This is a genomic window from Sphingomonas sp. Leaf28 (assembly GCF_001421685.1).
Classification (GTDB): domain Bacteria; phylum Pseudomonadota; class Alphaproteobacteria; order Sphingomonadales; family Sphingomonadaceae; genus Sphingomonas; species Sphingomonas aurantiaca.
This window is the reverse complement of record NZ_LMKX01000011.1, coordinates 304,116-329,424: the sequence shown is the minus strand read 5'-3', so window position 1 is coordinate 329,424 and position 25,309 is coordinate 304,116. Positions and strand designations below refer to the sequence as shown.

The following is a 25,309-nucleotide window of genomic DNA, read 5'->3' as shown; positions in this document are numbered from 1 at the left end:
ACGAGGGAGGTTGGGCATGCCGCCACCCCGCGATAAGTACGTGCTTCATCCGGATGGCGAAGGGACGCGCGTGACCAACCCGACGATCCTCCCCCTCGCGGGGGAGGATCGTCCGGCTCAGAAGGTGAAGCGCAGGCCTGCCGAGTAGCGGGCATAGCCGGGCTGCGCGAAGGTGACGAAGTTATCCGAGCGACGATGCCCGCGACGACCCTGGCCGGTAAGGTTGATCGCCTCGACGAACACCGCCAGCCCCTTTTTCAGCTCCGCGCTCGCGCTCGCATCGACCTGGCCATACGCCTCGACATAGGTCGGGTCGAACGCGCCGCCATTATAGAACTCGCCACGCCAGTTGTACGCGACACGCGCCTGGATGCCGTTCTTGTCGTAATAGGCGACCGCGTTGGCGCTGTCGCTGAGCCCGGTCAGCGCGAACTGGCCGATATTGGGGTCGAGCGCATTGTCGTACTTCGCGTCGCCGTTGACGATCGTGTAGTTCAGGATGACGCCGAACCCGGTTTCCCACAGCCGGTGCTGGATCGCGAATTCCCAGCCGTTGATGTTCGCCGTCTGGTCGCTGTTGAACGGCTGGCTCAGCTGGAAGTTGAACAGATCGTCCTGCGGCAGCCCGAAGATGTTGCCGGTCAGCAGGCCTGAATCGCTCGTGCCCGTGACCTGCGACGAGGCGGGGAAATTGCGCAGGATGTAATCGCGGACGCGCAGATTGTCGGTCGTGCCCAGTGCCGCCACCGCCTGGCGATAACGCGGACCGGAGCCCGGGTTGCGCAGGTCGAATGCGGGCGTGTTGATCTGCGTCGTGCCGATGAAGTTCTTCACGTCCTTCGTGAAGTAGCCGACGGAGATGTAGCTTTCGGGACCGTAATACCATTCCGCCGACAGATCGATGTTCTTCGACTTGAAGGGGACGAGGTTCGGGTTGCCCTGGCTGCCCGTGCCGCCGCCGATGCGCGGGTTGGAATCGATGTTCAGGCCGCCCTGCAGGCTGCCGTAATCCGCACGCGTGATGGTGTGGCTGTACGAGGCGCGCAGCTTGACGTTGCGGACCGGTTCGATGTCGAAATCGACCGCGGGCAGCCAGTTGTGATAATTGCCCTTCAGCGAGGTGAACGAATTGGCGCCATAGGTGAGCGCGAACTCGTTCGCGCCGGTCCAGCGCGTGCCGTTCGGGATCGGCACCAGCGCCGACGAGTTTACCTGCGTCTCGTCATAGCGGACGCCGCCGATGATGTGCGCCGCCATGTCGAACACCGTGAACTTGGTGTTGAACTGGATGTACGGCGAGATCGTCCGTTCGCGGATGCGGCGATCGTTGGTGTAGTTGGCAAGGCAGGTGCCCGGCGCCGCCGTCCCCGTCTGCGGTGCGCTGCAGATATTGTATGTCGAGCGCAGCAGTTCGGCCATCTGCTCGAAGTTGAAGGTGTAGATCGACTTCGGCAGCGCGGGATCGTTCGCGCCCGAGACGCCGTTGAACTTGTTCGGCAGGCTGGTGAGGCTGAAGAAGTCGTCGGGCACCGCCGCCGCGCCGAACGACGCGCCGCGCGGATCGATACCGCCCCAGGTCTCGTTCTGGATGAAGCCGTAGGCCGAGCGCACCTTGTTATCGACGTAGGAGAAGCCCCAGTCGATGCTGCTGAGGAAGTCGCCGTCGTGGTCGTAATGGCCCTTGAGCTGGATCTGGTTGATCTCGTCCTTGAAATACGCGTTGCGGAACGCGTTGCCGGTCGGCGTGATCAGCGATGCGTTCAGCGGATCGATACCCGGATACATCTGGTACGAGATGACCGGCAGGTCCTTCTCGAAATTGATGTTCTGCGACTGCACGCCGAAGATCGCGCCGCCGATCGACGTGCTGCTGCCGTAATCGTTGGTCGGCTTCGACGTGGCGGTCGAGTGATGCGCGTCGAGCGACATCGTGACGTTGCCCGGCGCTTCCCAGGTCAGGTTGCCGCCGAGCGACTTGTTCTCGGACTTGTTCGCGCTCAGCGCGCTGCTGTACGCCAGATCCTTGCCGGGGCCGAAATTCTCCGAATAGAAGACCGGGCCGGCGGCCGGACCATTGGTCCACGCGCTGCGCGTATCGCCGAAGTTGAACCAGATGCCGACGCTGCTGTCGCGCACCTCGACCTTGTTGCTCGAATAGGTGAAGTCGAGCGTCGCGGTCAGCGTGTCGGTCGGCTTCGCCTGGAGGACCAGCTGGCCGTTGATGCGCTCGCGGTCGATGTCGATGACGTCATAGGCCGCGCTCTGCGGAATCTCGTAGACGTCGGTTGGGCCGGGGCGATTGGTGATGTTCGCGCCGCCGGGCGTACCGGTTTGCGCGAGCGTGCCCCAGTTGTTCTCCGCGCCGAGAAAGCCGTCGCGGAAGCCCACGCTGGCCGAATTGTTGCTCGCCTTGCGCCGCTGGTAGGCGCCGCTGAACAGGATGCCGATCCGGTCGTCGGCAAAGGTGGTGGACAGGATGCCCGACACTTCGGGGGTGATCGGGTCCTTGCCGTTGCGCGAGCTGTCGAGCACGCCCTTGGCGGCGACGCTGCCGCGCGTGCCCGGCTTGTCGAGCGGGCGGGGGGTGCGGATGTTGATCGACGAGCCGATGCCACCCGAGGGGACTGCGGCGCGGCCGGTCTTGTAGACCTCGACCGCGGCGACGCCTTCCGAGGCGAGGTTGGCGAAGTCGAACGAGCGCGTGGCGGGCGCGCTGGCGCCGTCGCCCAGCGACGAGGTCGGCATCTGGCGACCGTTGAGCGTCACGAGGTTATATTCGGGGCCGAAGCCGCGGACGGTGACGGTCGAGCCTTCGCCGTTCGAGCGGTCGATCGACACGCCGGTAATGCGCTGGAGCGATTCGGCGAGGTTGGTGTCGGGGAACTTGCCGATGTCCTCGGACGAGATCGCGTCGACCACGCCCTGGCCGTTGCGCTTGATGTCGATCGCCTCGCGCAGCGATGCGCGGATACCCGTCACGACGATGTCGTCGGTAGTCTCGTTCGGATCGGCGGGGGCGGCCTGTGGTGCGATGTCCGACGGGCCGGGATTGCCGACCGTGGCGGCGGCGTCCTGCGCCATCGCGATGCCGGGCAGGCCAACGAGCGCCAGTGCCGAGGTGCCGATGATGAAACGCGAAAGCGAGCGAGCTGTGAAGCCACGCATGATAGTCCTCCCCTGTCGACGACGCTATGATCTGCGCCTTCTCCGTGAACGTTCACATTCTCCGTCCGTCACACTGTGTCAACAACGGTAGCGGTACCGTTGTGAACGTTCACACGAAATGGATCCAACAGTGTCCGCGGTGCAACACTCGGCCATTCGGGGCAGGGCACGGCGGGTGCGGGCGCTGGTTTCGCACGGGCGATGCTGGAGGGCGGTTGCTCCGCGCGGTTCGTCGGGCTTAGGGATTGCGGGATGGCGCGTCCTTCTCCCTTCACCGCGCCGCTGTCCGATCGTCGGTCGACGGGCTTCCTGCTGGTCTTCGCGCTGGCCTATGTCGGCGGGGTCGTCGGTTATCTGCCGCTGCTGACGCTGTTGCTGCCGATAAAGGTCGATGCGGTCGCCGGGGCAGGGCGGCTCGGCGTGCTCACCGCGATCGTCGTCGCGGGCGCGCTGGCCGCGAGCGTGTCCAACATCACGTTCGGCTGGCTGAGCGACCGGGCGGTGACGCGCGGTGGCGGGCGCCGCGCCTGGCTTGCCGGCGGGCTGGTCGCGACGATGCTGTCCTATGCCGCGATCGCCGCGACCACGTCGGCGATGGGGCTCGTCCTGGCGGTCGTCGCGTTCCAGGTTGCGGTGAACGCGCTGCTCGCGCCGTTGCTGGCGATCATGGCGGACGAAGTGCCTGATGCGCAAAAGGGCGTGGCGGGCGGCTTGCTGGCGATGGCGAGCCCAGTTGCCTCGGCGCTCGCCGCCGCGCTTGTGGCGACTGCGCTGCTTGGCGACAGCGCGCGGCTGGCGATCGTCGCGCTGGCGATCGCCAGTTGCACGATACCCCTGCTTCTCACGCGCGCGCAGCCGGTGATGGAGGCGCAGTCGACCGGGCCGGCCCCGGCGGTGCTGCGGCGGGACCTGGCGCTGGCGTGGGCGGCACGGCTGTTCGTGCAGATCGCGGGCAGCGCGCTGATGGTCTATCTGTTCTATTATCTCGAAAGCGTCGCGCCGGCGGAGGCCCCGGGCACCATCGCGGCGCGGATGGGGATGGTGATGATCGCCGCCTATACGGTGCCGCTGCCGATCGCGGTGCTCGTCGGGCGGCTCGCGGACCGCTATGGGCGCACCAAGCCGTTCCTGTCCGCCGCGACGATCGTCGCAGCCGCGGGGCTGGTCGGGATGGCGGTGGCGGACAGCTTTGCCGTCGGCGCGATCGCCTTCTGCGTCTATGCCGCGGGGGCGTCGGTGTTCCTGGCGCTGCACGCGTCGTTCGCGATGCAATTGTTGCCCAGCCCGCGCCACCGCGGACGCGATCTCGGGCTGCTCAATCTGACCAACACCTTGCCCGGCCTGCTCGGACCGCTGCTGACCTGGGCGCTTGCCACGCCGACCGATTTCCGCGCGGTGATGCTTGTGCTCGCCGCGCTGACGTTGTGCGGCGGGCTGATCATTCTGTTCGCGCGCGGCCGGCGTTGAGCGAGTCGGTCAGCGTCGCCAGTACCGGACGTAATCGACCGCCATCCGCTGCGGAAACGCCGTGTCGTCGATGCCCTTCTGCCCGCCCCAGTCGCCGCCGACCGCGAGGTTGAGGATCAGGTCATAGGGGCGCGTGAACGGCCAGGCGGCCTTGCCGCCGGGCTGGTCGTTGGCGACGCGCATGGTGGCGCGATCATCGACGCCGATCGTGATCGCGTCCGCGCGCCAGTCGAGCTGATAGCGGTGATAGGCCGTGCAGGCGGTCGCGATCCGGGTCTGCGCACCACGTTGCGTGCCCTTGGTATGATTGAACGCCGCGGTGTGGAGCGTCGCATGGACGGTGCCCGCATCCCAGCCGACCATCTCCATGATGTCGATCTCGCCTTCGTCGGGCCATGTCCCGCCCGACGGCAGCAACCAGACCGCAGGCCAGCTGCCGCGTCCGCAGGGCAGCTTCACGCGGACCTCGTAGAAGCCATAGCCATAGGGGGTGCGCGAGACGAGCTTGGCGGCGGTATAGGCCTGACCGCCCCAGTCCGGGAATCTCGCCTTCGACAGCGTCTCTCGCTTGGCCTCGATCACCAGCGCGCCGTCTTCGATCCGCGCATTGTCGGCGCGGTCCTTCGCATAATATTGGCGCTCGTGGTTGGCCCAGCCCTCGGCATTGCGCGACGTGTCGAAGCGCCATTTGCGCTGGTCGATCGTCTTGCCGTCGAATTCATCGGCAAAGCTTGGCGTGCCCGTCGGCACGGTCATCGGCGCATCGGCGCTGTAGTTGGTCGCGCCCAGCGTGGCGACTTGTGCCGCGAACATCACCAAGATCATCGGATCGGCCTCCCCCGAACGCCTCGACACCGTCGCCGCACGATGCGGACGCGGTGCGATGGCGGGACCGGACTATGGCATTCGGCGTCACGGCTCAACCAGCGCCAGTTGTCCCCGCCGATTCTCGCGCATGTGTACCTGAGCGGGTGGCGGTGGTAGGAGCGTGGCCCGGCACGAGCGATCACCGTCTTCGCCGCGTGCGACAGACTGCGAGTAGAACGTGCCCGAGAAGACCGCCAAGACCTGGGATCCCGCGATCGTCCGCACATGGCTGGAACGCCGCGTCGTCGCGGCGCGGGCGGACCAGGTGGTGGCGGAGCGCGGCGGATACGCGCTTCAGGACGATTGCGACAAGGCGACCGCCGAGGAGATGGTGTGCTCGCTGATGCTCAAGGGCAGGACGACGCCCGATACGCAGGAGGCGCTGTCGACCGCGCTGCGTGCGCTGCTGGACCGTGACGAGTATCTCTGGCGCGGCGTCTATAACGATACGCGCTTCGACCGGCATGTCCGGAGCTATGTGAAGCGGTTGATCAAGATGACGAAGACCAATGACGGGTTCGAGAAGGTCGCGCATTATCAGTGAGCACGGGGCTCGACCGGTTCGGATGCCCGGCGGCGGCTGTCGCTTCGCCGGCGGGGGCATGCCATACCGGGTCGGGATCCCCATATCGGCTGGGTTCGCGCATGATGACTGCCGATCGCTCGTGAAGAAAGATGCTGCTGCGCCCTATGATGCCGACTGACGAGACATTGGAAGATCTTGGCTGGGACGCCTATTTCAGCGCCCAGCTGTCGGACGAGGACGGTCGCGACTGTCATCCGGTGCGGGTGATGTCGGTCCACCGCGGCAAGATCGCGGTCGCGGGGGCGGGCGCCCGCCATATCGTGACGCCGTATATCGCGGGTGCGCAGCCGACTGACGACCACCCGACCGTCGGCGACTGGGTGCTGATCGACACCTATACGGGGCTGCCGGTCCGCGTGCTTCACCGCAAGAACCTGTTCAAGCGTCGGGCGCCGGGCGATCCGCGTCGCGAGCAGATGATTGCCGCGAACGTCGACACGGTGTTCCTCGTCGCGTCGTGCAACGAGGATTTCAGCGTCGCACGGCTCGAACGCTATCTGGTGCTGGCGCATGACGTCGGGGTGACCCCGGTCGTCGTGCTGACCAAGGCGGACCTGGCCGAGACGCCCGAGACCTATGCCGCCGCCGCCCGCGCGATCGAGCCCGGGTTGCGCGTCGAGATCGTCAACGGGCGCGATCCCGCCGCGGTCACCGGCCTTGCCGACTGGTGCGGGCCTGGCCAGACCGTCGCGTTCCTAGGCTCGTCCGGGGTGGGCAAGTCGACGCTGGTCAATTCGTTGCGCGGGTCGGACAGCATCGCGACCCAGCCCATTCGCGCGAACGATTCGACCGGCCGCCACACGACGACGGTGCGCGAGATGCACCGGCTGGCGCAGGGCGGCTGGCTGCTCGACACGCCGGGGATGCGCGAGTTGCAGCTGGCCGACGCGGCGACCGGGATCGCGGAGATCTTCGACGATTTCGCCTCGGCCGCCGAGGTCTGCCGGTTCTCCGACTGTTCGCACGGGGTCGAGCCGGGCTGTGCGGTCCAGGCCGCGATCGCGACGGGCGAATTGACGAAGGTCCGGTTCGAGCGTTGGCAGAAGCTTGGCGCCGAAGAGCGCGCGGCCACCGCCAAACCGACCAAGCGGCGGTCGCGCTGACACCCCCGAATCCCGCGCACGCTAGAGCCTGCACCCCTGCCTTTCTCCCCTCCTGCTATCGGCCTGACCATGTTGAAGACACGTATCAAGCGACGCGCGATCGAGCGCGACCAGGCGGTCACCTGCCTGGCGGAGATCAAGGCGTCGATCACCGCCCTGAACGACGAGGACCTGCTCGACCTGGCGGATATCTTCGTCCGCGACACGCGCGGGCCGCTGACGGCGATCGCCGCAGCCGAGATGGACAAACGGAGCTTGCGCCTGTGATGCTGCCCCTCAGCCCGCGGGTCCTGTCATGAGACAGCGTCCGTCCCGCCTTCGCCGCCTCGACGATGCGCTCGCCGATCTGCCGCTCGAGGAGCCGATGCTGCTGACCGAGCTCGACGGGTTTCTCACCGCGCTGCTCGTCGGACCCGACGGGATCGCGCAGGGAGAGTGGTTGCAGAGCATCTGGGGTCTCGACGAGGACGGCATCGCGCCGTTCGAGGATCCGCTCGACGTCCAGTGGTTCGTCGATGCCGTCATGGCGCGGTACGACGAGATCGCGCGCGATCTGGCGCGCGGCAAGCCGCGACCGATCTTCGACCATGACGAGCGCAATGGCGACGTGCTGTGGGAAATCTGGATCGACGGATTTGCCGAGGCGATGGCGCTGCGGCCCGAAAGCTGGGCGGCAATCGCGGCAGGCGACGATGCGGAGGCCGCCGAGGGGCTCGCGCGGCTGTCGATGCTGATCGCGATCGCGCGCAACGAAAGCGCGCTCGACAGTGTCGAGATCAACGCGCTGGAAGACAGGGCACCGACTGAGCTCGTCGAGGGCGTTCTTCAGCTCCACGCGGCACGATCGCGCGCGACGCGCGCCGATCCGGCGCCCACGCCCGACGCTGTACCGGTCAAGCTCGGCCGCAACGATCCCTGCCGCTGCGGTTCGGGCAAGAAGGTCAAGCGCTGCTGCGGGTGACGCCCGTTACCCGCCGGTCGCGCGCAGCTTTCTCCAGGCAAGCGATCGCCGGTTGAGCAGCGCCAGATCGGCGTCGCCTGCCAGGGCAGCCTCGGCCAAGGCTACGGCGCGGTCGAGGATCACGGGGTCGGCACGGGCATAGGCCGGGCGACCGGTGATGTGGTCGTACCAGACGCCGTCACAGGCATTGTCGAGAAAGATGCGCTGGAAGCAATGATCGGCCCGGACCGGCCAACCGCGTTCCGGCGCAGCGGCCGGGAGCAGGTGGCGGGTCAGTTCCAACCACCGGGCTTCGGTGGCGCGGCGGTCAGCGTCGTGCATCAGGCACCGGCGCGACCGCGATCATCGCCGGGGCATCGGCGACGAACCGGTCGAGCACGCCGTCGGCGATCTTGATCGGGCCGTCGAACCGGGTCGCGCCGGCGATGGTCTTGATCGCCGCCGCCTCGTCGGCGAGCCGCTTGGCGTCGGCGAAATAGCGGCTGGCGGCGCTGCTGCCGCGATCGGCGGCGTCCAGCCCGGCGGCGGTCAGCTGTAGTGCGCGTCCCCAAAGCTGCATCGCGTCGAGCCATGGCCGCGACTGTGCGGCAAAGCCGGGGTCGATCGTCCCGGACCGGATGACGTCGGGGGCGTTGGTAATCGCATCGGCCTGCTGGGTCAGGTCCGCGATCGCCCGATGCCGGACCGCCGCGTCGCCATCGGCGAGCGCTTCGCGGGCGGAGTCCAGCGCCGCCTTCAATCGCGGGGCCTGCTCCTGCCAGGGCTGGCTGCCGAAGGTCGGCGCCATGTGCTGCGTATCGAAGAAGGCGAGCAAGGCCGCGGTCGCCCGCTCGTCGCCGCCCGCCAGCTCGCGCGCGGAGAAATGCCAGGTCCGATCGGCATCATAGGCGGTATCGTTCCAGCCGAACGCGGCGACGCCGGTCACCGCCGGGCGGCTCGGTGTCTCCTGGTTCATCGGGTTGGACAGGATGCCGGTCAGCTCGCCCGACAGCCCGGCCTCGCGCCGTGCATAGGGGGCCATCAACAGCCGCCCCGTCGTCTGCGCGTAATCGTTGACCGGATAATTGTCCCATAGCAGCGTCTTGCGTCCGAACGCCTTGGTTGCGGCCTTTGCGTCGGGGATCGAGATCGCGGGCGGGACGACGTCGGTGCCGGTCCACTGGACGACGATCCGCGGATCGAGATGCTTGCGCAGTGCCGCCTTGTACGGCGTTTCCTTGGCGTTGTAATATTCGGTCGGCACCATGATGAGCGCGCGCGTACCCGGATCTTTGGCGCTCAGGCCCGCCTGCACCGCGTTGAGCAACTGCGCCTGCGCGACCCCGGCCGCCTCGGCCCCCGACGGGCCGAACGCGGTCTTGTCGCGCGCGCAGTTCCACTTGGTATATTCGATGTCGTCGAGCGCGACGTAGAAGCTGCCGACGCCGATCGCTCGCAGCGCGTCGAATTTGCGTTCCAGCGCCTGTACGTCGGCGGGATCGGAAAAGCAGACCGACGGCCCGGGCGACACCGCATAGACGAAGTCGACATGGTTGTGCCGTGCGGTCTGCGCCAGCGTGCCGAGCGACGCGAGCGTGGCGGCAGGATAGGCCTCGCGCCAGCGATCGCGCGCATAGGGATCGTCCTTCGGGCTGTAGACATAGGTGTTCGCCTTGACCGTGGCGAGGAAGTCGAGATGCAGCGTGCGGTCCGCCATCGACCAGGGCGCGCCGTAGAATCCCTCGATCGTGCCGCGGATCGGCATCGCCGGATGATCCTGGATCACGAGCGCAGGCACGACGGGGCGGGTGGCGAGCTGGCGGAAGGTCTGTACGGCATGGAACAGCCCGTCCGAATCGTGCCCGGCGAGCGTGATGATGCCAGCACCTACGGCAACGCTGGCGATGGTGTAGCCCTCGGCCTGCGTGTCGAGCTTGGCGCTACTGCGGGCGAGCGCATCGCGCACGACGCCGGCATCGCCGACGCCCAGGACGATATGAACGCGATCGGAGGCCGCGGGCAGTCGGCGCGCTTCGGTGATCGTCGTCACCCCCACCGCCGTCAGGATCGTGCGGACGAGCGCAACAGTCCCAGGATCGGTGCCCGGCGCTGCGATCAGCACGACGGACGTGCCCAGCGTGAGCGTGCCCGTCGTCAAGGTCATCGATACAGGCGTCGGGAAGATCGCCGGGCGGGTCACCGGCGCGGCGGACGCCTGGCTGGGCAAAACGGTCGCCAGTCCTGCAAGCGCTGCCACCAGCGACGCTGCGGCGCCGATCTCTCCGGTACGTCGCGCCATCTTTGCTCTCCGGTATCAGATTGGTCTTGTCGGCACGTGGTAGGGCGATCGCACGGCGTCGGCAAGCGAGCGGACGCCTCAGGTCGGAATTCGAAAGGAGTGGTGCCGGTTGCAGGAATCGAACCCGCGACATCCAGTTTACAAAACTGGCGCTCTACCAACTGAGCTAAACCGGCCGGTGCGTGCCGGGCTATGCGCGCCCGGTGCTGAATGCCCAATGCTTCAAGAAACGCCGAAGGTCCAGCCCTCGGTTTGCGCGATATACGGGGTCAGTGCGGGCGGCGCCCAGAAGTCGGCGCGGTGCGCGGTGGTGCGCAGCCACGCGGCGGTGAGGATCGCGTCGGTCGCGTGGTCGTCATAGCGTGCGAGCGGTCGGTGCGGCGCGCTGCCGAGCGCGGCGAGCGCCCTGTCGAGCGACTCGGCGTCGCGCATCTTGCTGAGGCCCTTGCGGATGCCGGCGGCGCGCGCGGCGATCGTCGTGTAGATCTCGACGATCGCCGACCCGCTCGCGGGCAGTGGATCGAACGGCCAGACCGGCAGGCGCCCGGCGAGCCGGTGCAGCACGCGCATGCCCGTCAGGCTCGACTTGCCGACCTGCGCGGCGCCGACCAGGTTGAGCGCGCTGGTCGGGTTGAGCCCCTGCAGACCCTGCGCCTCCTCGGTCACGCGTAGCCGGCCGCGCCCTTCGAAGAACACGCCCTTGCGCCCGCCATGGCGCCGCAGGTGCGGCGCGATCGCGTCATGATCGACGAAGCTGCTCGCGCCGAGATGCGGGTCGTCCGCGCAGATCGCCTCGACCAGCCGCCACAAGCCGCGCGCGTCCGCGGGGCTGTCGGACCAGCCGGGGAAGAACGCACCGCGATCGACGAACGGCAGCGATGGCCCGAGATCGAGCCCGACCAGCGTATCGGGTGGCATCGCACTCGCCAACCAGTCGAGCGCGGCGGCGCGCGACCAGCCGCCCTCGGCCGCGACCAGCGTCGGGGCCTCGGCACCATGCGTGCAGATCGCGACGGCGATGCCGGGTTGCCGCGCGCCGACCGCGCCCGACCAGTCGATCGCGGCGAAGTGGCTGAACCGATCAGGGGCGATCGCCATAGCCTTTGCGCTGCGCGACCAAGGTCTGATCCCATGCCGCGCGATCGGTCAACGAGAGCGCATAGGCGGCGACCGCGTCCCTATCCCTCATGCACGTTTGGTCGCGCGCAGGCCGTCCCAATAGGCCAGCCGTTCCGACAGGCGCTTTTCGAACCCGCGTTCGGTGGGCGCGTAGAAGGTCTGCGGGCTCATCTCGTCGGGCCAGTAATCCGAGCCCGAAAACGCATCCTCGGCATCATGGTCATACGCATAGCCCTTGCCGTAGCCGATATCGCGCATCAGCTTGGTCGGGGCGTTGCGGATCGCGGCGGGGGGCATCAGCGACCCCGTCTCGCGCGCCGATTTCCACGCCGCCTTCTGCGCCTTGTACACCGCGTTCGATTTGGGCGCGGTCGCGAGATAGACGCAGGCCTGCGCGATCGCGAGCTCGCCCTCCGGGCTGCCGAGAAAATCGTAGGTGTCCTTCGCCGCGATGCATTGGACCAGCGCCTGCGGATCCGCGAGCCCGATATCCTCGACCGCGGCGCGGGTCAGGCGGCGCAGGAGGAACAGCGGCTCCTCGCCCGCGGTCAGCATCCGCGCGAGATAATAGAGCGCCGCCTGCGGATCGCTGCCGCGGATCGATTTGTGCAGCGCGGAGATGAGGTTGTAATGCCCCTCGCGATCCTTGTCGTACACCGCGACGCGGCGTTGCAAGAAGTTCGACAGCCCCGCCGGATCGAGCGGTTCGGGCAGGTTGACCGAGAACAGCGTCTCCGCCTGGTTGAGCAGGAATCGGCCATCGCCGTCCGCGCTCGCGATCAGCGCGTCCTTGGCGGGCGGCGTGACGGGTAGGGGGCGCTCCATCACCACCTCGGCACGGTCGAGCAGCTGTTCGAGCGCACCGCGGCCGAGGCGTTCGAGGATCAGCACCTGCGCGCGGCTGAGCAACGCGGCGTTGAGTTCGAACGACGGGTTCTCGGTGGTCGCGCCGACCAGCGTGACGGTGCCGTCCTCGACATAGGGCAGGAAGCCGTCCTGCTGCGCGCGGTTGAAGCGGTGAATCTCGTCCACGAACAACAAGGTGCGCTTGCCCATCTTGGCATGCTCGCGCGCTTCGGCGAACGACTTCTTCAGTTCGGCCACGCCCGAGAACACCGCCGATATCGCAACGAACCGCAGGTCGACCGCGTCTGCGAGCAGCCGTGCGATGGTGGTCTTGCCGGTGCCGGGCGGGCCCCACAGGATGATCGAGGATAGCCGTCCCGCCGACACCATCCTGCCGATCGCACCCTCGGGGCCGGTGATGTGATCCTGCCCGACCACCTCGTCGAGCGTGCGCGGGCGCAGGCGATCCGCGAGCGGCGCGTTCTCGGGGGGCGTTTCGGTAGGGGGGGCGGGTTCGAAGCCCGCGAAGAGGTCGGCCATCCGGCAAAGATAGGGGCGGGGGGGCGGTTTGCCCATCCATGCGCGTCCTCCCTCTACGGATCGTCTTTCCCGTGGCGGACGAGAATTGCGCGAATCTTTCGACCGCCCCCTTGAACACGAAATAGTCTTCGATATATCTTGCGTCATGAACGAAGATATATCGGAGAACACTCAAATGCGGTTTGGTACAGAATATGGAGCATGGACCGGTGGCCCGCGTGGCGACGGCGAGCAACGCGGTCGGCCGGGCCATGACGGTCATGGCGGGCATGGACGGCACGGGCATCGCGGCGGCCCCGGTGGTCGGCGCCGGCTGTTCGATGGCGGCGAGTTGAAGCTCGTGATGCTGAAGCTGATCGCCGACGCACCACGCCACGGCTACGACCTGATCCGCGAGATCGAAGGGCTGACCGGCGGCGGTTATGCGCCGAGCCCGGGGGTCGTCTATCCGACGCTCAGCATGCTCGACGAGATGGGGCTGATCGAGGAGCAGCAGTCGGAGGGCGCCAAGAAGCGCTTTGCGGCGAGCGACGAGGGCCGTGCGCATCTGGCCGAGAATAGCGCGATCGTCGATGCGCTGTTCGCGCGGCTGGCGGCGGTGGGCGCGGAATCGGAGCGGACCGATGGCGCGCCGATCCGGCGGGCAATGGGCAATCTTCGCCAGGTGCTCCAGCACCGGCTCATGCGCGAGGACGTCAACGAGGATACGCTGCACGACGTGGCGGCACTGATCGACGAGGTCGCGCAGAAGATCGAGCGCTTGAAGTGAGCGTCTCCGTCGCACGCGTACCGACGCATTCGGCGAGCAAGTATCTCCAGCAGCTTGCCAAGCACTGGAGTCACAAGATGGACGTCACGATGTCGGAAGAGGAGGGCCGCATCGCCTTCCCGAACGGCGCGGTGCTGGAGATGCGCGCGGACAGCGAGACGCTGGACGTCGCGCTGACGGTCCCCGACGGCGAGGATGTCGAGCGGATGCGCGGCGTGGTGTCGAGCCATCTCGACCGCTTCGCCTTCCGCGAGGCGCCGCTGACGTTCGACTGGGCGGCTGTCTGACGCCGATCGGTGCGTTATCGGTGGTCGATCAGCCGCGCTCGCGGCGCGCCATCACCGCAAGGTAGGTGTCGAGCACGGTCTGGTTGATCACGTCCCAGCGATAGCCCGCCGCCTTGGCATGGCCGGCGCTGCCCATCGCGTGGCGCAGGCCCGGCTCGGCGACGATCCTGCCGATCGCGTCGGCATAGCCGGCGATGTCGGTCGGTGGCACCAGGAAGCCGGTGCGGCCGTCGTCGATCAGGTCGACCGCGCCGGTCGCGCGCGCGGCGACGACGGGGACGCTCGCCGCCATCGCCTCGAGCGTGACGTTGCCGAACGTCTCGGTGACGCTGGGGTTGAAGAACACGTCCATCGACGCGACCGCGCGGCCGAGCGCCTCGCCCGACTGGAAGCCGGTGAACACCGCTTCGGGCACGCGCTCCGCAAACCAGTCGCGCGCCGGGCCTTCGCCGACCACCACGACGCGGTGGCGGACGCCCCGGCGGCGCAACTCGGTCAGCACGTCGGCAAAGACGTCGAGGCCCTTTTCCTTCACCAGCCGGCCGAGGAACCCGACGACCATCTCGTCATCGCCGATGCCGAGCGAGCGCCGCCAGGCCAGATCGCGCCGCGCCGGGTTGAACCGGTCGTGATCGATCCCGCGCGACCAGATGCCGATCGACGAGGTCACCCCCCAGCCGCGCAACAGCTCGGCCATGCTGGGCGAGGGGACGACGACCTCGTCGACCCGGTTGTAGAAGCGGGTCAGCCGCTTTTTCGCGAGCGGCTCGAGAAAGCCCATCCGGTAATAACGGAAATAGGTCTCGAACCGCGTGTGGAACGAGGCGACCGTCGCGATCGCGCGCGTGCGGGCATAGGCGACCGCGGCATGGCCGAGAAACTCGGGCGCGGAGACATGGACGATGTTGGGCGCGAACGCATCGATGTCGCGGCGCACGCGCGGCGTAATGCCCAGCGCGACGCGATATTCGCCGCGACCGCCGACCAGCGGGATCGCGGGCACGTCGACCAGATCGCCGATCGCGGGGAAGGCGGGCTTGGCGACGGTCGGCGAATAGACGCGGACCTGCACGCCGCGCGACAACAGGTGCCCGACAAGCAGGTTCAGCGACTGGTTCGCGCCGTCGCGGACATAATTATAATTGCCGCTGAACAGGGCCACACGGAGATCGGTCGGCTGCATCCTCCGGGCGGATAGCGCCGCACGTGGACAAGCGCCAGACAATCCGGCCGCACGCGCTTTGCGGGGCCGATCTGGGCGAACGATGTTCCCTTATCGTTCCTGCTGGGCTAAGCCGCCGCCATGGCGAAACCCCAGAAACGTTATGTATGTCAGTCCTGTGGATCGGTGTCGCACCGGTGGGCGGGGCAGTGCGCCGATTGCAACGAATGGAACACGCTGGTCGAGGAGGCGAACACCGCTGCGACGCCGTTCCATTCGAAGCACAATCTGCAGACCGGCGGCCGCGCGATCCAGCTCGTCGGGCTCGATGCCGAGATCAAGCTGCCCGACCGGATGGCGACCGGCATCGCCGAGCTCGACCGCGCGCTGGGCGGCGGGTTCGTCGAGGGATCGGCAACGCTGATCGGGGGCGATCCCGGCATCGGCAAGTCGACGCTGCTGCTGCAGGCGGCGGCGAAGATGGCGCTCGCGGGCCAGTCGGTCGCCTATGTCTCGGGCGAGGAGGCGGCCGACCAGGTGCGGCTGCGCGCGCGGCGGCTGGGGCTCGGCAATGCGCCGGTGCAGCTCGCGGCGGCGACCTCGACGCGCGACATCCTGACGACGTTGCAGACCCGGCCGCCGGCGATGCTCGTGATCGATTCGATCCAGACGATGCATTCGGACCTGATCGAGGGCGCGCCCGGTACGGTCAGCCAGGTCCGCGCGTCGGCGCAGGAGCTGATCCGCTTCGCCAAGGAACGCGGCACCGCGGTGGTGCTGGTCGGGCACGTCACCAAGGACGGCTCGATCGCCGGTCCGCGCGTGCTCGAGCATATGGTCGACACGGTGCTGTCGTTCGAAGGCGAGCGCAGCCACCAGTATCGCATCCTGCGCGCGATCAAGAACCGCTTCGGCGGTACCGACGAGATCGGCGTCTTCTCGATGCAGACCGAGGGGCTGGCGGAGGTCGGCAATCCGTCGTCGCTGTTCCTCACGCACCGCGACGACGCGATGACCGGCGCGACGGTGTTCCCCGCGCTGGAGGGGACTCGGCCGGTGCTCGTCGAGATCCAGGCGCTGACCGTTAGGCTTGCGTCAGGCGCGACGCCACGGCGCGCGGTGGTCGGCTGGGATTCGGGGCGGCTCGCGATGATCCTCGCGGTGCTCGAGGCGCGGTGCGGGCTCAGCTTCTCGAATGCCGAAGTCTATCTGAACATCGCCGGCGGCTACCGCGTGCAGGATCCGGCGGCGGACCTGGCGGTGGCGGCGGCGCTGATTTCGGCGATGTCGGAACGCCCGGTGCCCGTCGACGCGGTGGCGTTCGGCGAGGTCGCGCTGTCGGGCGAGATTCGTCCGGTCGCGCATGGGCCGTTGCGGCTCAAGGAGGCGAGCAAGCTCGGCTTCGAGCGCGCGCTGGTCCCGGCGTCGATGACGGGGGAGAAGAGCGGCATGAAACTGTCGGGCTTCAAGACGCTGGCCTCGTTCGTCGATCACATGATGGGGCGGGGGTAGCACCGCGCGGGGTATGACGGGGCTGGCGAGGACGCGACACGAACTCCCGCACTAGCGGTTCGGCGCGCGCATCCCTATTCCAGATCCATGAACCTCACCGCGCTAGACATCGTCGTCCTGCTCGCCGTCGCCGGGTCGGCGGTGCTCGGGTTGATCCGCGGGTTCGTGACGGAAGTGCTGTCGATGTTCGCCTGGGTCGCGATGGTGGCGATGCTGAAGCTGTTCCACATCCCGCTCGCCGCCACGCTGTCGCCGATGATCGGTACCGTCGGCGGCGCCGCGGTGCTTGCCTTCGCGATCATCACCGGGCTGACCTATATCGGCGGAAGGCTGGTCGCCAATGCGATCGGCGCACGGACCAGGACGTCGATCTTGGGACCCGTCGATCGCGCGCTCGGCTTCGGGTTCGGCGCGCTCAAGGGCCTGATCCTCGCCAGCCTCGTCTTCCTGCTCGCGACGCTCGTCATCGATACGATGGGCGGCGGACCCGCGCGCCGGCCCGGCTGGATGACGACGTCGCGTACCTACCCGCTGCTCAACGCCACCAGCGCCAGCATCGCCGATTTCGTCGACCGCCGCCGCCGCGGCAAACCCGTGTTCGGCGCCATGACGCCGCCCTCCCGATCCGATAACGCAAGCGAGCCGAAGCCATGAGCGCGCCCCTCTACAACGCCGAGATCCTGCGTCTCGCCGCGACGATCCCGCACCACGAACGCCTCCCCGCGCCGATGGCGACCGCCGAGAAACGCTCGCCTATCTGCGGCAGCCGCGTGACAATCGACGTCGCGGTCGACGCCGAGGGGCGCGTGAGCGAGGTCGGGCTGCTCGTCCGCGCCTGCGCGCTGGGCCAGGCATCGTCGTCGTTGCTCGCCGCCAACATCCTCGGCCGGACGCCTGCGGAACTCGCCGCCGCGCGCGATGGGCTGACCACCTGGCTTGCGCGCGAAGGCGATGCGCCCGATTGGCCGGGGATGGATATCTTCACCCCCGCGCTCGATTACACTGCGCGCCATCCCTCGATCCGGCTGGCGTTCGAAGCCGCGGCCGAAGCCGCCGATACCGCTGCAAAGGCCAAAGCCTGATGGCCGAGGGCACGTCGCCGTCGCTGCTGCGCGACGGAGTCGTACTGCTTGGGTTCGGGTTGATGTTCGTGCTGTTGTTCCGGCGACTCGGGCTGGGTGCGACGCTCGGCTATCTCGTCGCGGGCGCGGTCGTCGGGCCGCATGTGCTCGGCCTGGTCGGCGATGCGGAATCCAAGCTCGGCTTCGCCGAACTCGGCATCACGCTGCTGCTGTTCATCGTCGGGCTTGAGCTCAATCCGTCACGCCTGTGGCGGATGAAGGAGGAGATATTCGGGCTGGGCCTGTTGCAGGTCGCAATCTGCGGGCTGGCGATCACCGCGATCGTCTGGATCGGCGCTAGATTCTCGCTGCCTGCCGCACTCGCGCTCGGGCTCCCGCTCGCGCTGTCCTCGACCGCGCAGGTCCTGCCGATGCTGCGATCGTCGGGCCGTATGAAGACGCCGTTCGGCGAGCGCGCGTTTTCGATCCTGTTGTTCCAAGATCTCTCGATCGTCCCGCTCATCACGATCGTCGCGGCGATGAGCCGCAATCCCGCCGACGCCAACGCGCCGCCCGGCTGGCTGCTCGCGATCTACACGGTGCTCGCGGTCGTCGGCCTTGTCGTCGCAGGCCGCTTCCTGCTTCGCCCGTTCTTCCGCCTGATCGGCAATCTCGGCGAGCGTGAAATGTTCGTCTTCGCCGGCCTTTTCACGGTCATCGCCAGCGCCGCGATCATGGAATGGCTCGGGCTGTCGACCGCGCTTGGCGCGTTCATCGCCGGCGTCATGCTCGCTGACAGCCCGTACCGGCACGAACTCGAAGCCGATGTCGAGCCGTTCCGATCGATCCTCCTCGGGCTGTTCTTCCTCGCGGTCGGCATGGTGCTCGATCTGAACGCGATCGCCGAGCGTCCGCTGTTCGTGATGGCGATGGCGGCCGCGCTGATCCTGACCAAGACCAGCGTGATCATGCTGATCGGGATGGCATTCAAGATGACGTGGCGCCAGGCGTTCGCGCTCGGCCTGTTGCTGAGCCAGGGCGGCGAGTTCGGCTTCGTGCTGTTCGCACAGGCGCAGGCCGGGCTGCTGATCGAACCACAGGCGGCGAGCCTGTTCGGCGCGATCATCACGCTGTCGATGGCGACGACGCCGTTCCTGATGGGGATCACGCGCCGCTTCCGGACCGAGCCGGTCGCCAAGGGGCAGCAGCGCGACGGTCCCAAGGTCGACGGCGCGAACGCGATCATCGTCGGCTATGGGCGGTTTGGCCAGACAGTCGGCCAGATCCTGCTCGAGGAGGATATTCCGGTGACGCTGATCGACACCGATATCGAGATGATCGACATCGCCGGCGAGTTCGGCGCGAAGGTCTATTATGGCGACGGCACGCGGCTCGACCTGTTGCGCCAGGCGGGCGCCGCGGAGGCGGAGGTCATCTGCTTCTGCATGGACGGCGACCAGCTCGATCCCGCGACGATCGAGGGCGTGCACGAGGCGTTTCCCGACGCGGCGATCTACGTCCGCGCCTATGATCGGCGTGCGCTGGTCAAGCTGAAGAACACGTCGGCGAATGCGGTGGTCCGCGAAGTGCTCGAATCGGCGGTGAAGATGGCGCGGCTGGCGTTGCGCGGGCTCGATGTCGCGCCGGGCGATATCGACCGCGCGGAGGAAGCCTATCGCGCGCGCGACAAGGAGCGGTTGCAGTTCCAGATCGACTCGGGTGACATCCGCGCGGCGCGCACCGAGACCGCGCAACGCTTTCCCTGGGGGAACGACCAGCCATGATCATCGTCATTCTCGCCGCCTTGTCGGGCGCGCTCGCGGTCGCTGCAGGCGCGTTCGGCGCACACGGCGCGAGCGGTGCCGCCGCGGAGTGGCTGAAGACCGGCGCGCAGTACCAGCTGGTCCACGTGGTCGCGGCGCTGGTCGCGATCCGCATGGAGGCGCGCGGACCCGCCTGGCTGTTCGTGGCCGGCGCGGCGATCTTCGCGGTGACGCTCTATGCGATGGCGCTGGGGGCGCCGCGCTGGTTCGGGGCGATCACGCCGATCGGCGGCGCGTTGCTGATCGGGGGCTGGCTGTGGCTCGCATGGCAGGCGCGGTCCTGACCGAGGTCAGCGCAGTTCCTGCTGCCACAACCGGATCTGCTCGATAGGGTCGGTCTCCGCCATCGCGGTCGCGACCGCGGTGCGATAGCCGCCGGGACGCAGCCCGTAGCGCGCCAGGAACGCACGGCTGGCGTGGCTCTCGGTGACGAGCCCCGCGTCGAGCGCGATCTCGGCGAACGACCGTCGCTCGGCGGGGTTGGAGAGCGCGCGCCGGACCTGTTCGAGGCGTCGCGCGAGGATAAAGGCGGCAAGCCCCTGTTGCGGCCGCAGCAGCCGGTACAGCGTCGCACGCGACACGCCGGTCTCGGCAATTGCCGTCTCTGCATCGAAATCGGGATCCCCCAGCCGGCCGTCGACCAGCGTGCGAAGCTGGCTCAGTCGCCGCCCGTCGCGCCCGGCCTCGACGATGGTGTCGTGCAGGCCATAGGTTTCCAGCGCGACCTTCAGCAGCGTGCACAGCGCAGACGTCGCAGCCGGCAGCGACGAGGTCTTCATGTTGGGCAGGTTCGACAGCAGCGACTGGACAAAATCGGCGTAGAGCCGGCACTGGTCGGCGGTCAGCACCAGTCCGTGCAGAGCCCCGATCGGCCCGACGGTCTCCTCGATCCGGTCCTGCGCGATCGCGAGCGTCGCGATTCGTGCATCGCGCATCATGTTGCGCGTGGCGCGGCTGACATCGACCAGCACGACCTCGCCGGCTTTGATGTCGCGGATGCCGTCGCCGATATCGACCTGCAACAGGCCCTCGAACACCAGCGTCACGGTCCAGTGCGTGAAGCCGTCGCGGCCGACCCTCTGCTCGCCCCGGCTGTGGCTGATGTCGTTGAGGCGGCGATCGTAGAGCAGCGCGCGGTCCAGTCGCCAGGCCTCGAACGCGGCGCGCGGGTCGGGGCCGATCTGCGTGACGTCGGCGCCCAGCGCGTAGAGCGCCCGATACCGATCGATCCGCTCGTTCGGCGGCAACGCCGCGCTGTCGAACGAAACCCGTTCGGGTGCCTCGGGCGCGGTCATGGCGCGCATCTTTGGCGATAGCGGGGCCGGACCGCCCAGACCGCCAGCGCACACACGCAGCTTGCGATCACGCCGGTGGTGAACAACGCGGCCCCGAGCGCCCCGACAGCAGGAACAGTGCCGCCGCCGCCGCTTCCGGCGACGGTCGCCAGCACGCCAGTCAGCAGCGGTCCGACGCCGACGCCCACCAGCGTGACGAGCGCGAGAAAGATGCCGTTGACGGTGACGCGCGCCGAGACCGGGCTCAGCATCTGTACGCCGAACAGCCCGCAGAACGAAGCGATCCCGAGTGTGAGGTTCGCCATCGCCACGCCGACCACCGCCCCGGCGAGGCTCGGCGCCCAGACCAGCGCCGCGAGCGGCAGCAGCGTCGCGATCAGCCCGGTGAGGAGGATCGCCGGGACGTGATCATGCCACGCGGTATAGCGGGTCATCAGCCAGCCGCCGGCAAGCTGGCCCGCGGGCGCCGCGATCAGCGTTACGCCGCCAAGCAGGATCGCCGCTTCGGCGGGCAGGAGACCGCGGTCGCGCACGAACAGCGTCGGCAGCCACGCGCCCATCGCCTGGATGAGCAGGACGGGCATGATCGCCGCCGCAAAATATAGCGCGATCGTCGACCAGCGGACTTCGGCTGGCAGGGGACTCGTCGGTGGACCATCGGGCAGGGGCCCGACCGGGCCGATGCGCGCGGCGCTGCGGCGGATACCGACGAGCAGCGGGAGCATCACGATGTTGGGCAACGCGGTGATCACGAAGAGCCACCGCCAATGCGCGACGCCGCTCAGCGGGTTGGCGGGATCGACGGGCGCGAGGACGGTCAACAATGACAGCAACGCGCCGATCGCCAGCAGCGCGGTGCTGCGCCCGATCGTCGAGCCGCTCGTGAAGACTGAGAGCGCACGCGCGCGCGCGTCGGCGCCGGCCGTGTCGACGAGCCAGGCGATCGCCACCGGCACGAACATCGCCTGGCCGATGCCGAGCCCCGCCCGCGCCAGCAGCAAGATCGTCGTGGATTGTGCCGCGCCAGTCACGAGCGTTGCCGCGGTCCAGACCGCCACGCCGCCGATCAACCACCACGGCGATGCCCGCCGCCCGCGCAGCATCGCCGCCAGCGCCAGCGCGGTCACGCCGTACGGCACGGCAAAGGCGGTCCCGATCAGCCAGCCCGCGCCGGCATCGGTCATCGGCAGGTCCAGGCGCATCAATGGCAACGCACCGCCGATCATGGTGCGATCGATGAAGGCGAGACAGTGCAGGATTGCCAACACGGTGATGATACGCCTGATGACCCACCCCCCCCCAGGCGTTCGATATATCCAATAATGACAGCGATCTGGCCCCGGTGGCGGCAGCGGTCAAGCCTTGCGGATGCACAGCCGGCAGGCGTGCCGCACCGCGCGGTAACTATTGTCCGCGCGATGCAGTAAACGCGAAATGGTCGCGAGCGCGCGTTGCACGTCGCCCAGATCAGTCGCCTGTTCTTAAAGAACACAAACCCGTCGGAATTGAACCGTTCTCATTGTCCAGGCGTCGCGTCGGGACGTCTGCGGCAGCGCGCCGCTTCCGGCGATCGTGAGTGCGATCGAGGCGTTTCTCGACCGGGGGGTGGCCTGGGCGGGCATCGCGATGCGGTCGCGCTTCCCAACGCTTGCTCGCTGCCGCATGGGGATGTGGTGCAGGCGCCGTATCGCGTGCATGTGGCGCATGGCGGGGGATGGCATGACCGACGGAACGACACGACGGACTCTGCTCGGCGCGATGGGCGCGACGCTGGCTTTTCCGATGGCGGCCGGACACGCCCGAACGGCGCGAACCGCGCCGACCCTGATCGCGGGTACCTACGGGCGCGAGGGCGGCAAGGGCTTGTATCCGATCGCGGGTAATGGCGATCGGTGGCGGGTCGGGATGCCGGTCGACGGCATCGCGGACGCGTCGTTCGGGATCGGCGGTGGGCCCGGCGGGATGTGGTATCTGGTGCGCGAGCAGGCGCAGGGCGAGGTGTCCGCCTACGCCCCCGGCTGGGTCCGGCGCGCGACGGTATCGAGCGGGGGCGCGGATCCGTGTCACGTCGCGCTCGATCGCCAATCCGCTTGTCTCGCAGTTGCAAACTATTCGAGCGGCAGCGTCGCATTCTTCCCGCTCGACCGGCAGACTGGGGCGCCCGCATCCCCCAGCGTGTTCCGCCATGCTGATGCGGACAGCTTCGCCAGTGCGGGCAAGGATCATGAACGCCAGGAGGCACCGCACGCGCATTGGGTCGGCTGCAGCCCGGATCGTCGCTGGCTTCACGCGGTCGATCTCGGCGCCGATGCGATCTTCGCCTATCGGTTCGATCCGGTGTCGCGTAGCGTCGCGCCGCCGTTGGTCGCGTGGCGTGCGCCGGCGGGGGCGGGGCCGCGGCACATGGTTCGGCACCCCCGCCAGCCGCTGGCCTATGTCGTGTGCGAACTGTCGAACGCGCTGCACACGCTCGATGCGCGCAAGGACGGGATGTTCGTCGGTCGCCACAGCCTTTCGACACTGCCCGCCGGGCATCGCGGCGCGTCGCAAGCCGCGCATATCGCGATCGATCGCGCCGGCAGGCGGATCTATGTCTCGAACCGCGGGCATGACAGCATCGCGGTGTTCGCGCTCGATGCGGCAGGCGTTCCGTCGCTGATCCAGCATATCGCGAGCGGCGGGCACTGGCCGCGCGTCTTCGCGCTGCTCGATGACGAGCGGCAGCTGGTCGTCGGCAATGAGCGATCGGGGAGCCTCGCGGTGTTCCGAATCGCCGCCGATGGTCGCCTTGCCCCCACCGGCGAGACGCTGTCCGTGCCCGGTGTCGTGTTCCTTGGGCGACCCGGCTAGGCGCGCCGCCGCCTTTGCGAATAGCGCGCAATCTCCTATGTTTGCTGAGACCGGAAGCCCGATATTGGCGTGCCGGTCGAGAGAAAGGAGTGCCAGTTGGCACACGACGACGATCTTCCGACACTGGCACGGACTGGAATCGAAGGGCTCGATGATATCCTCAATGGCGGGCTGACCCCGGACCGGATGTATCTGGTCGAGGGGACGCCCGGCACCGGCAAGACCACGCTTGGCCTAGGGTTTCTTCTTACCGGCGTCGCAGTCGGCGAGGTCGGGCTGTATATCACGCTCGCCGAGACCGAGGTCGAGCTGCGCGCGGTAGCCCGGACGCATGGCTGGTCGCTCGATCCGCTCGTGCTGTTCGAGATGGTGCCCGTGGACGGCTTCAGCGAGGATCACGAACAGACGTTGTTGCATCCAAGCGAGGTCGAGCTCGGCGAGACGATCCGCGACATGATGGCGAAGGTCGACGAGATTCGGCCCTCGCGGATCGTCATCGACAGCCTGTCCGAGCTGCGTCTGCTCGCGCAGAGCCCGATCCGCTATCGCCGCCAGATCCTCGCGCTCAAGCACTTCTTCTCGACGCGCGACTGCACCGTGCTGTTCCTCGACGACAAGAGCGGCAGCGGCGGCGACCTCCAGCTGCACAGCATCGCGCACGGCGTCGTCTCGCTCGAGCAGACGCTGTCCGGGTTCGGTGCGCAGCGGCGGCGGCTGCACGTCGTCAAGATGCGCGGTGTCCGCTATCGCGGCGGCTATCATGATTTCGAGATCGAGCGGGGCGGGCTGCGAGTCTATCCCCGGCTGGTCGCGTCGGAACATAGCGCACCCTATTCCGACGAGGCGATGTCGACCGGGTCGAGCGAACTCGATGCGCTGCTGGGCGGCGGGCTGATCCCCGGCACCGCCACGCTGCTGACCGGCCCCGCGGGCGTCGGCAAGACCACCGCCTCGGTGCAGAGCATGATCGCCGCGCTCAAGCGCGGCGATCGCGCCGCCTACTTCCTGTTCGACGAACGACTGCCGACGTTGCTCAAGCGCAGCGCGGCGCTCGGCATGGACCTGGCGCCGTTCGTCGACAGCGGCCAGCTGGCATTGCGCGCCATCGATCCTGCCGAAATGTCGCCAGGGGAGTTTTCGAACGCGGTCCGCGCCGCGGTCGAGGTGCACGGCGCCAAGGTCGTCGTGATCGACAGCCTCAACGCGTATCTGCAGGCGATGCCGAACGAACAGTTCCTCGTCCTGCAGATGCACGAGATGCTCACCTATCTCGGCCAGAAGGGGATCGTCAGCCTGCTGATCCTCGGGCTGCACGGGATCACGGGCGATATCCGGTCCGATGTCGACCTGAGCTATCTGTCCGACACGATCGTCCAGCTGCGCTATTTCGAGGCGCATGGCGAAGTCCGCCAGGCGATTTCGGTGATCAAGACCCGCACCGCGCGGCACGAAAGGACGATCCGGGAGTTCCAGATCGGTAGCAGTGGATTGCATGTCGGCGAACCGCTGCGGCAATTCCAGGGCGTCCTGGCTGGCGTACCGACATTCTCCGGTGAAGGAACGACGTTGATGACGAGCCGGATCAGGACCGAGGACCTACAGCGCTAGCATGCAGGAC

General features: G+C 67.9%; 23 protein-coding genes and 1 tRNA gene. 14 read left to right on the top strand and 10 right to left on the bottom strand.

Going from position 1 to position 25,309, the window contains the following annotated elements:
- Nucleotides 1–117: 117 nt before the first annotated feature.
- A complete protein-coding gene (locus ASE79_RS19085) occupies nt 118–3,165 on the bottom strand; it encodes a TonB-dependent receptor (RefSeq protein WP_056420464.1) in 3,048 nt (1,015 codons plus the stop codon).
- A 252-nt stretch (nt 3,166–3,417) separates the two neighbouring features.
- Between ASE79_RS19085 and ASE79_RS19080 the strand changes: the two genes are divergently transcribed.
- The gene (locus ASE79_RS19080; protein WP_056420462.1) at nt 3,418–4,632 is read left to right on the top strand and encodes an MFS transporter; all 1,215 of its coding nucleotides are present in this window, start codon (nt 3,418–3,420) and stop codon (nt 4,630–4,632) included.
- A 9-nt stretch (nt 4,633–4,641) separates the two neighbouring features.
- On the opposite strand, the gene ASE79_RS19075 is transcribed toward ASE79_RS19080, so the two are convergent.
- The gene (locus ASE79_RS19075) at nt 4,642–5,445 is read right to left on the bottom strand and encodes a family 16 glycosylhydrolase (protein ID WP_235517070.1); all 804 of its coding nucleotides are present in this window, start codon (nt 5,443–5,445) and stop codon (nt 4,642–4,644) included.
- A gap of 232 nt (nt 5,446–5,677) precedes the next feature.
- Between ASE79_RS19075 and ASE79_RS19070 the strand changes: the two genes are divergently transcribed.
- The 4 genes from ASE79_RS19070 (at nt 5,678) to ASE79_RS19055 (ending at nt 8,149) form a co-directional block, all read left to right on the top strand.
- On the top strand, nt 5,678–6,043 hold the full coding sequence (locus tag ASE79_RS19070) for a hypothetical protein (protein WP_056420456.1): 366 nt from the start codon (nt 5,678–5,680) through the stop codon (nt 6,041–6,043).
- 131 nt (nt 6,044–6,174) lie between these two features.
- On the top strand, nt 6,175–7,188 hold the full coding sequence (gene rsgA / locus ASE79_RS19065; protein WP_235517069.1) for a ribosome small subunit-dependent GTPase A: 1,014 nt from the start codon (nt 6,175–6,177) through the stop codon (nt 7,186–7,188).
- A 69-nt stretch (nt 7,189–7,257) separates the two neighbouring features.
- A complete protein-coding gene (locus tag ASE79_RS19060) occupies nt 7,258–7,455 on the top strand; it encodes a hypothetical protein (protein WP_056420453.1) in 198 nt (65 codons plus the stop codon).
- A gap of 28 nt (nt 7,456–7,483) precedes the next feature.
- A complete protein-coding gene (locus tag ASE79_RS19055) occupies nt 7,484–8,149 on the top strand; it encodes a UPF0149 family protein (RefSeq protein WP_056420450.1) in 666 nt (221 codons plus the stop codon).
- A gap of 6 nt (nt 8,150–8,155) precedes the next feature.
- On the opposite strand, the gene ASE79_RS19050 is transcribed toward ASE79_RS19055, so the two are convergent.
- The 5 genes from ASE79_RS19050 to ASE79_RS19030 all read right to left on the bottom strand — a co-directional run bounded on the left by ASE79_RS19050 (nt 8,156) and on the right by ASE79_RS19030 (nt 12,932).
- The gene (locus ASE79_RS19050; protein WP_056420448.1) at nt 8,156–8,470 is read right to left on the bottom strand and encodes a hypothetical protein; all 315 of its coding nucleotides are present in this window, start codon (nt 8,468–8,470) and stop codon (nt 8,156–8,158) included.
- On the bottom strand, nt 8,457–10,427 hold the full coding sequence (locus ASE79_RS19045) for a beta-N-acetylhexosaminidase family protein (protein WP_056420444.1): 1,971 nt from the start codon (nt 10,425–10,427) through the stop codon (nt 8,457–8,459). Before ASE79_RS19045 ends, ASE79_RS19050 begins: the two co-directional genes overlap by 14 nt.
- A gap of 100 nt (nt 10,428–10,527) precedes the next feature.
- A tRNA-Thr gene (locus tag ASE79_RS19040) sits at nt 10,528–10,603 on the bottom strand.
- Between the two features lie 46 nt (nt 10,604–10,649).
- Complete coding sequence (locus ASE79_RS19035; protein ID WP_056420442.1) at nt 10,650–11,525, bottom strand: hypothetical protein; 876 nt, start codon at nt 11,523–11,525, stop codon at nt 10,650–10,652.
- Between the two features lie 87 nt (nt 11,526–11,612).
- A complete protein-coding gene (locus ASE79_RS19030) occupies nt 11,613–12,932 on the bottom strand; it encodes a replication-associated recombination protein A (protein ID WP_056420440.1) in 1,320 nt (439 codons plus the stop codon).
- Between the two features lie 175 nt (nt 12,933–13,107).
- Here ASE79_RS19030 and ASE79_RS19025 point away from each other — a divergent pair, with 175 nt between their 5' ends.
- Together ASE79_RS19025 and ASE79_RS19020 are read left to right on the top strand one after the other, a co-directional pair.
- Nucleotides 13,108–13,701, top strand: a complete 594-nt coding sequence (locus ASE79_RS19025) for a PadR family transcriptional regulator (RefSeq protein WP_056420438.1) — start codon at nt 13,108–13,110, stop codon at nt 13,699–13,701.
- The gene (locus ASE79_RS19020; RefSeq protein WP_056420436.1) at nt 13,698–13,988 is read left to right on the top strand and encodes a DUF2218 domain-containing protein; all 291 of its coding nucleotides are present in this window, start codon (nt 13,698–13,700) and stop codon (nt 13,986–13,988) included. Before ASE79_RS19025 ends, ASE79_RS19020 begins: the two co-directional genes overlap by 4 nt.
- A 28-nt stretch (nt 13,989–14,016) precedes the next feature.
- On the opposite strand, the gene ASE79_RS19015 is transcribed toward ASE79_RS19020, so the two are convergent.
- Nucleotides 14,017–15,171: a glycosyltransferase family 4 protein gene (locus tag ASE79_RS19015; RefSeq protein ID WP_056420433.1), complete on the bottom strand. Its 1,155-nt coding sequence runs from the start codon at nt 15,169–15,171 to the stop codon at nt 14,017–14,019.
- A 120-nt stretch (nt 15,172–15,291) separates the two neighbouring features.
- On the opposite strand from ASE79_RS19015, the gene radA reads away from it, so the two are divergent.
- The 5 genes from radA (at nt 15,292) to ASE79_RS18990 (ending at nt 19,830) form a co-directional block, all read left to right on the top strand.
- On the top strand, nt 15,292–16,662 hold the full coding sequence (radA, locus tag ASE79_RS19010) for a DNA repair protein RadA (protein WP_056420431.1): 1,371 nt from the start codon (nt 15,292–15,294) through the stop codon (nt 16,660–16,662).
- An 87-nt stretch (nt 16,663–16,749) separates the two neighbouring features.
- A complete protein-coding gene (locus ASE79_RS19005) occupies nt 16,750–17,316 on the top strand; it encodes a CvpA family protein (protein ID WP_056420428.1) in 567 nt (188 codons plus the stop codon).
- A complete protein-coding gene (locus ASE79_RS19000) occupies nt 17,313–17,744 on the top strand; it encodes an iron-sulfur cluster assembly scaffold protein (RefSeq protein WP_056420425.1) in 432 nt (143 codons plus the stop codon). Before ASE79_RS19005 ends, ASE79_RS19000 begins: the two co-directional genes overlap by 4 nt.
- Complete coding sequence (locus ASE79_RS18995; RefSeq protein ID WP_056420421.1) at nt 17,744–19,507, top strand: cation:proton antiporter; 1,764 nt, start codon at nt 17,744–17,746, stop codon at nt 19,505–19,507. The genes ASE79_RS19000 and ASE79_RS18995 overlap by 1 nt, the downstream gene beginning before the upstream one ends.
- Entirely contained in the window at nt 19,504–19,830 is a 327-nt protein-coding gene (locus tag ASE79_RS18990) for a DUF423 domain-containing protein (RefSeq protein ID WP_056420419.1), read from the top strand. Before ASE79_RS18995 ends, ASE79_RS18990 begins: the two co-directional genes overlap by 4 nt.
- Nucleotides 19,831–19,836: 6 nt before the next feature.
- On the opposite strand, the gene ASE79_RS18985 is transcribed toward ASE79_RS18990, so the two are convergent.
- A complete protein-coding gene (locus ASE79_RS18985) occupies nt 19,837–20,841 on the bottom strand; it encodes a helix-turn-helix domain-containing protein (RefSeq protein WP_162237067.1) in 1,005 nt (334 codons plus the stop codon).
- Nucleotides 20,838–22,109: an MFS transporter gene (locus ASE79_RS18980; RefSeq protein WP_156359770.1), complete on the bottom strand. Its 1,272-nt coding sequence runs from the start codon at nt 22,107–22,109 to the stop codon at nt 20,838–20,840. The genes ASE79_RS18985 and ASE79_RS18980 overlap by 4 nt, the downstream gene beginning before the upstream one ends.
- A 451-nt stretch (nt 22,110–22,560) precedes the next feature.
- Here ASE79_RS18980 and ASE79_RS18970 point away from each other — a divergent pair, with 451 nt between their 5' ends.
- Complete coding sequence (locus tag ASE79_RS18970; protein ID WP_162237066.1) at nt 22,561–23,691, top strand: lactonase family protein; 1,131 nt, start codon at nt 22,561–22,563, stop codon at nt 23,689–23,691.
- A 96-nt stretch (nt 23,692–23,787) separates the two neighbouring features.
- Nucleotides 23,788–25,299 (top strand): ATPase domain-containing protein, encoded by a 1,512-nt coding sequence (locus ASE79_RS18965; protein ID WP_056420407.1) that lies wholly within the window; start codon nt 23,788–23,790, stop codon nt 25,297–25,299.
- Nucleotides 25,300–25,309 lie beyond the last annotated feature (10 nt).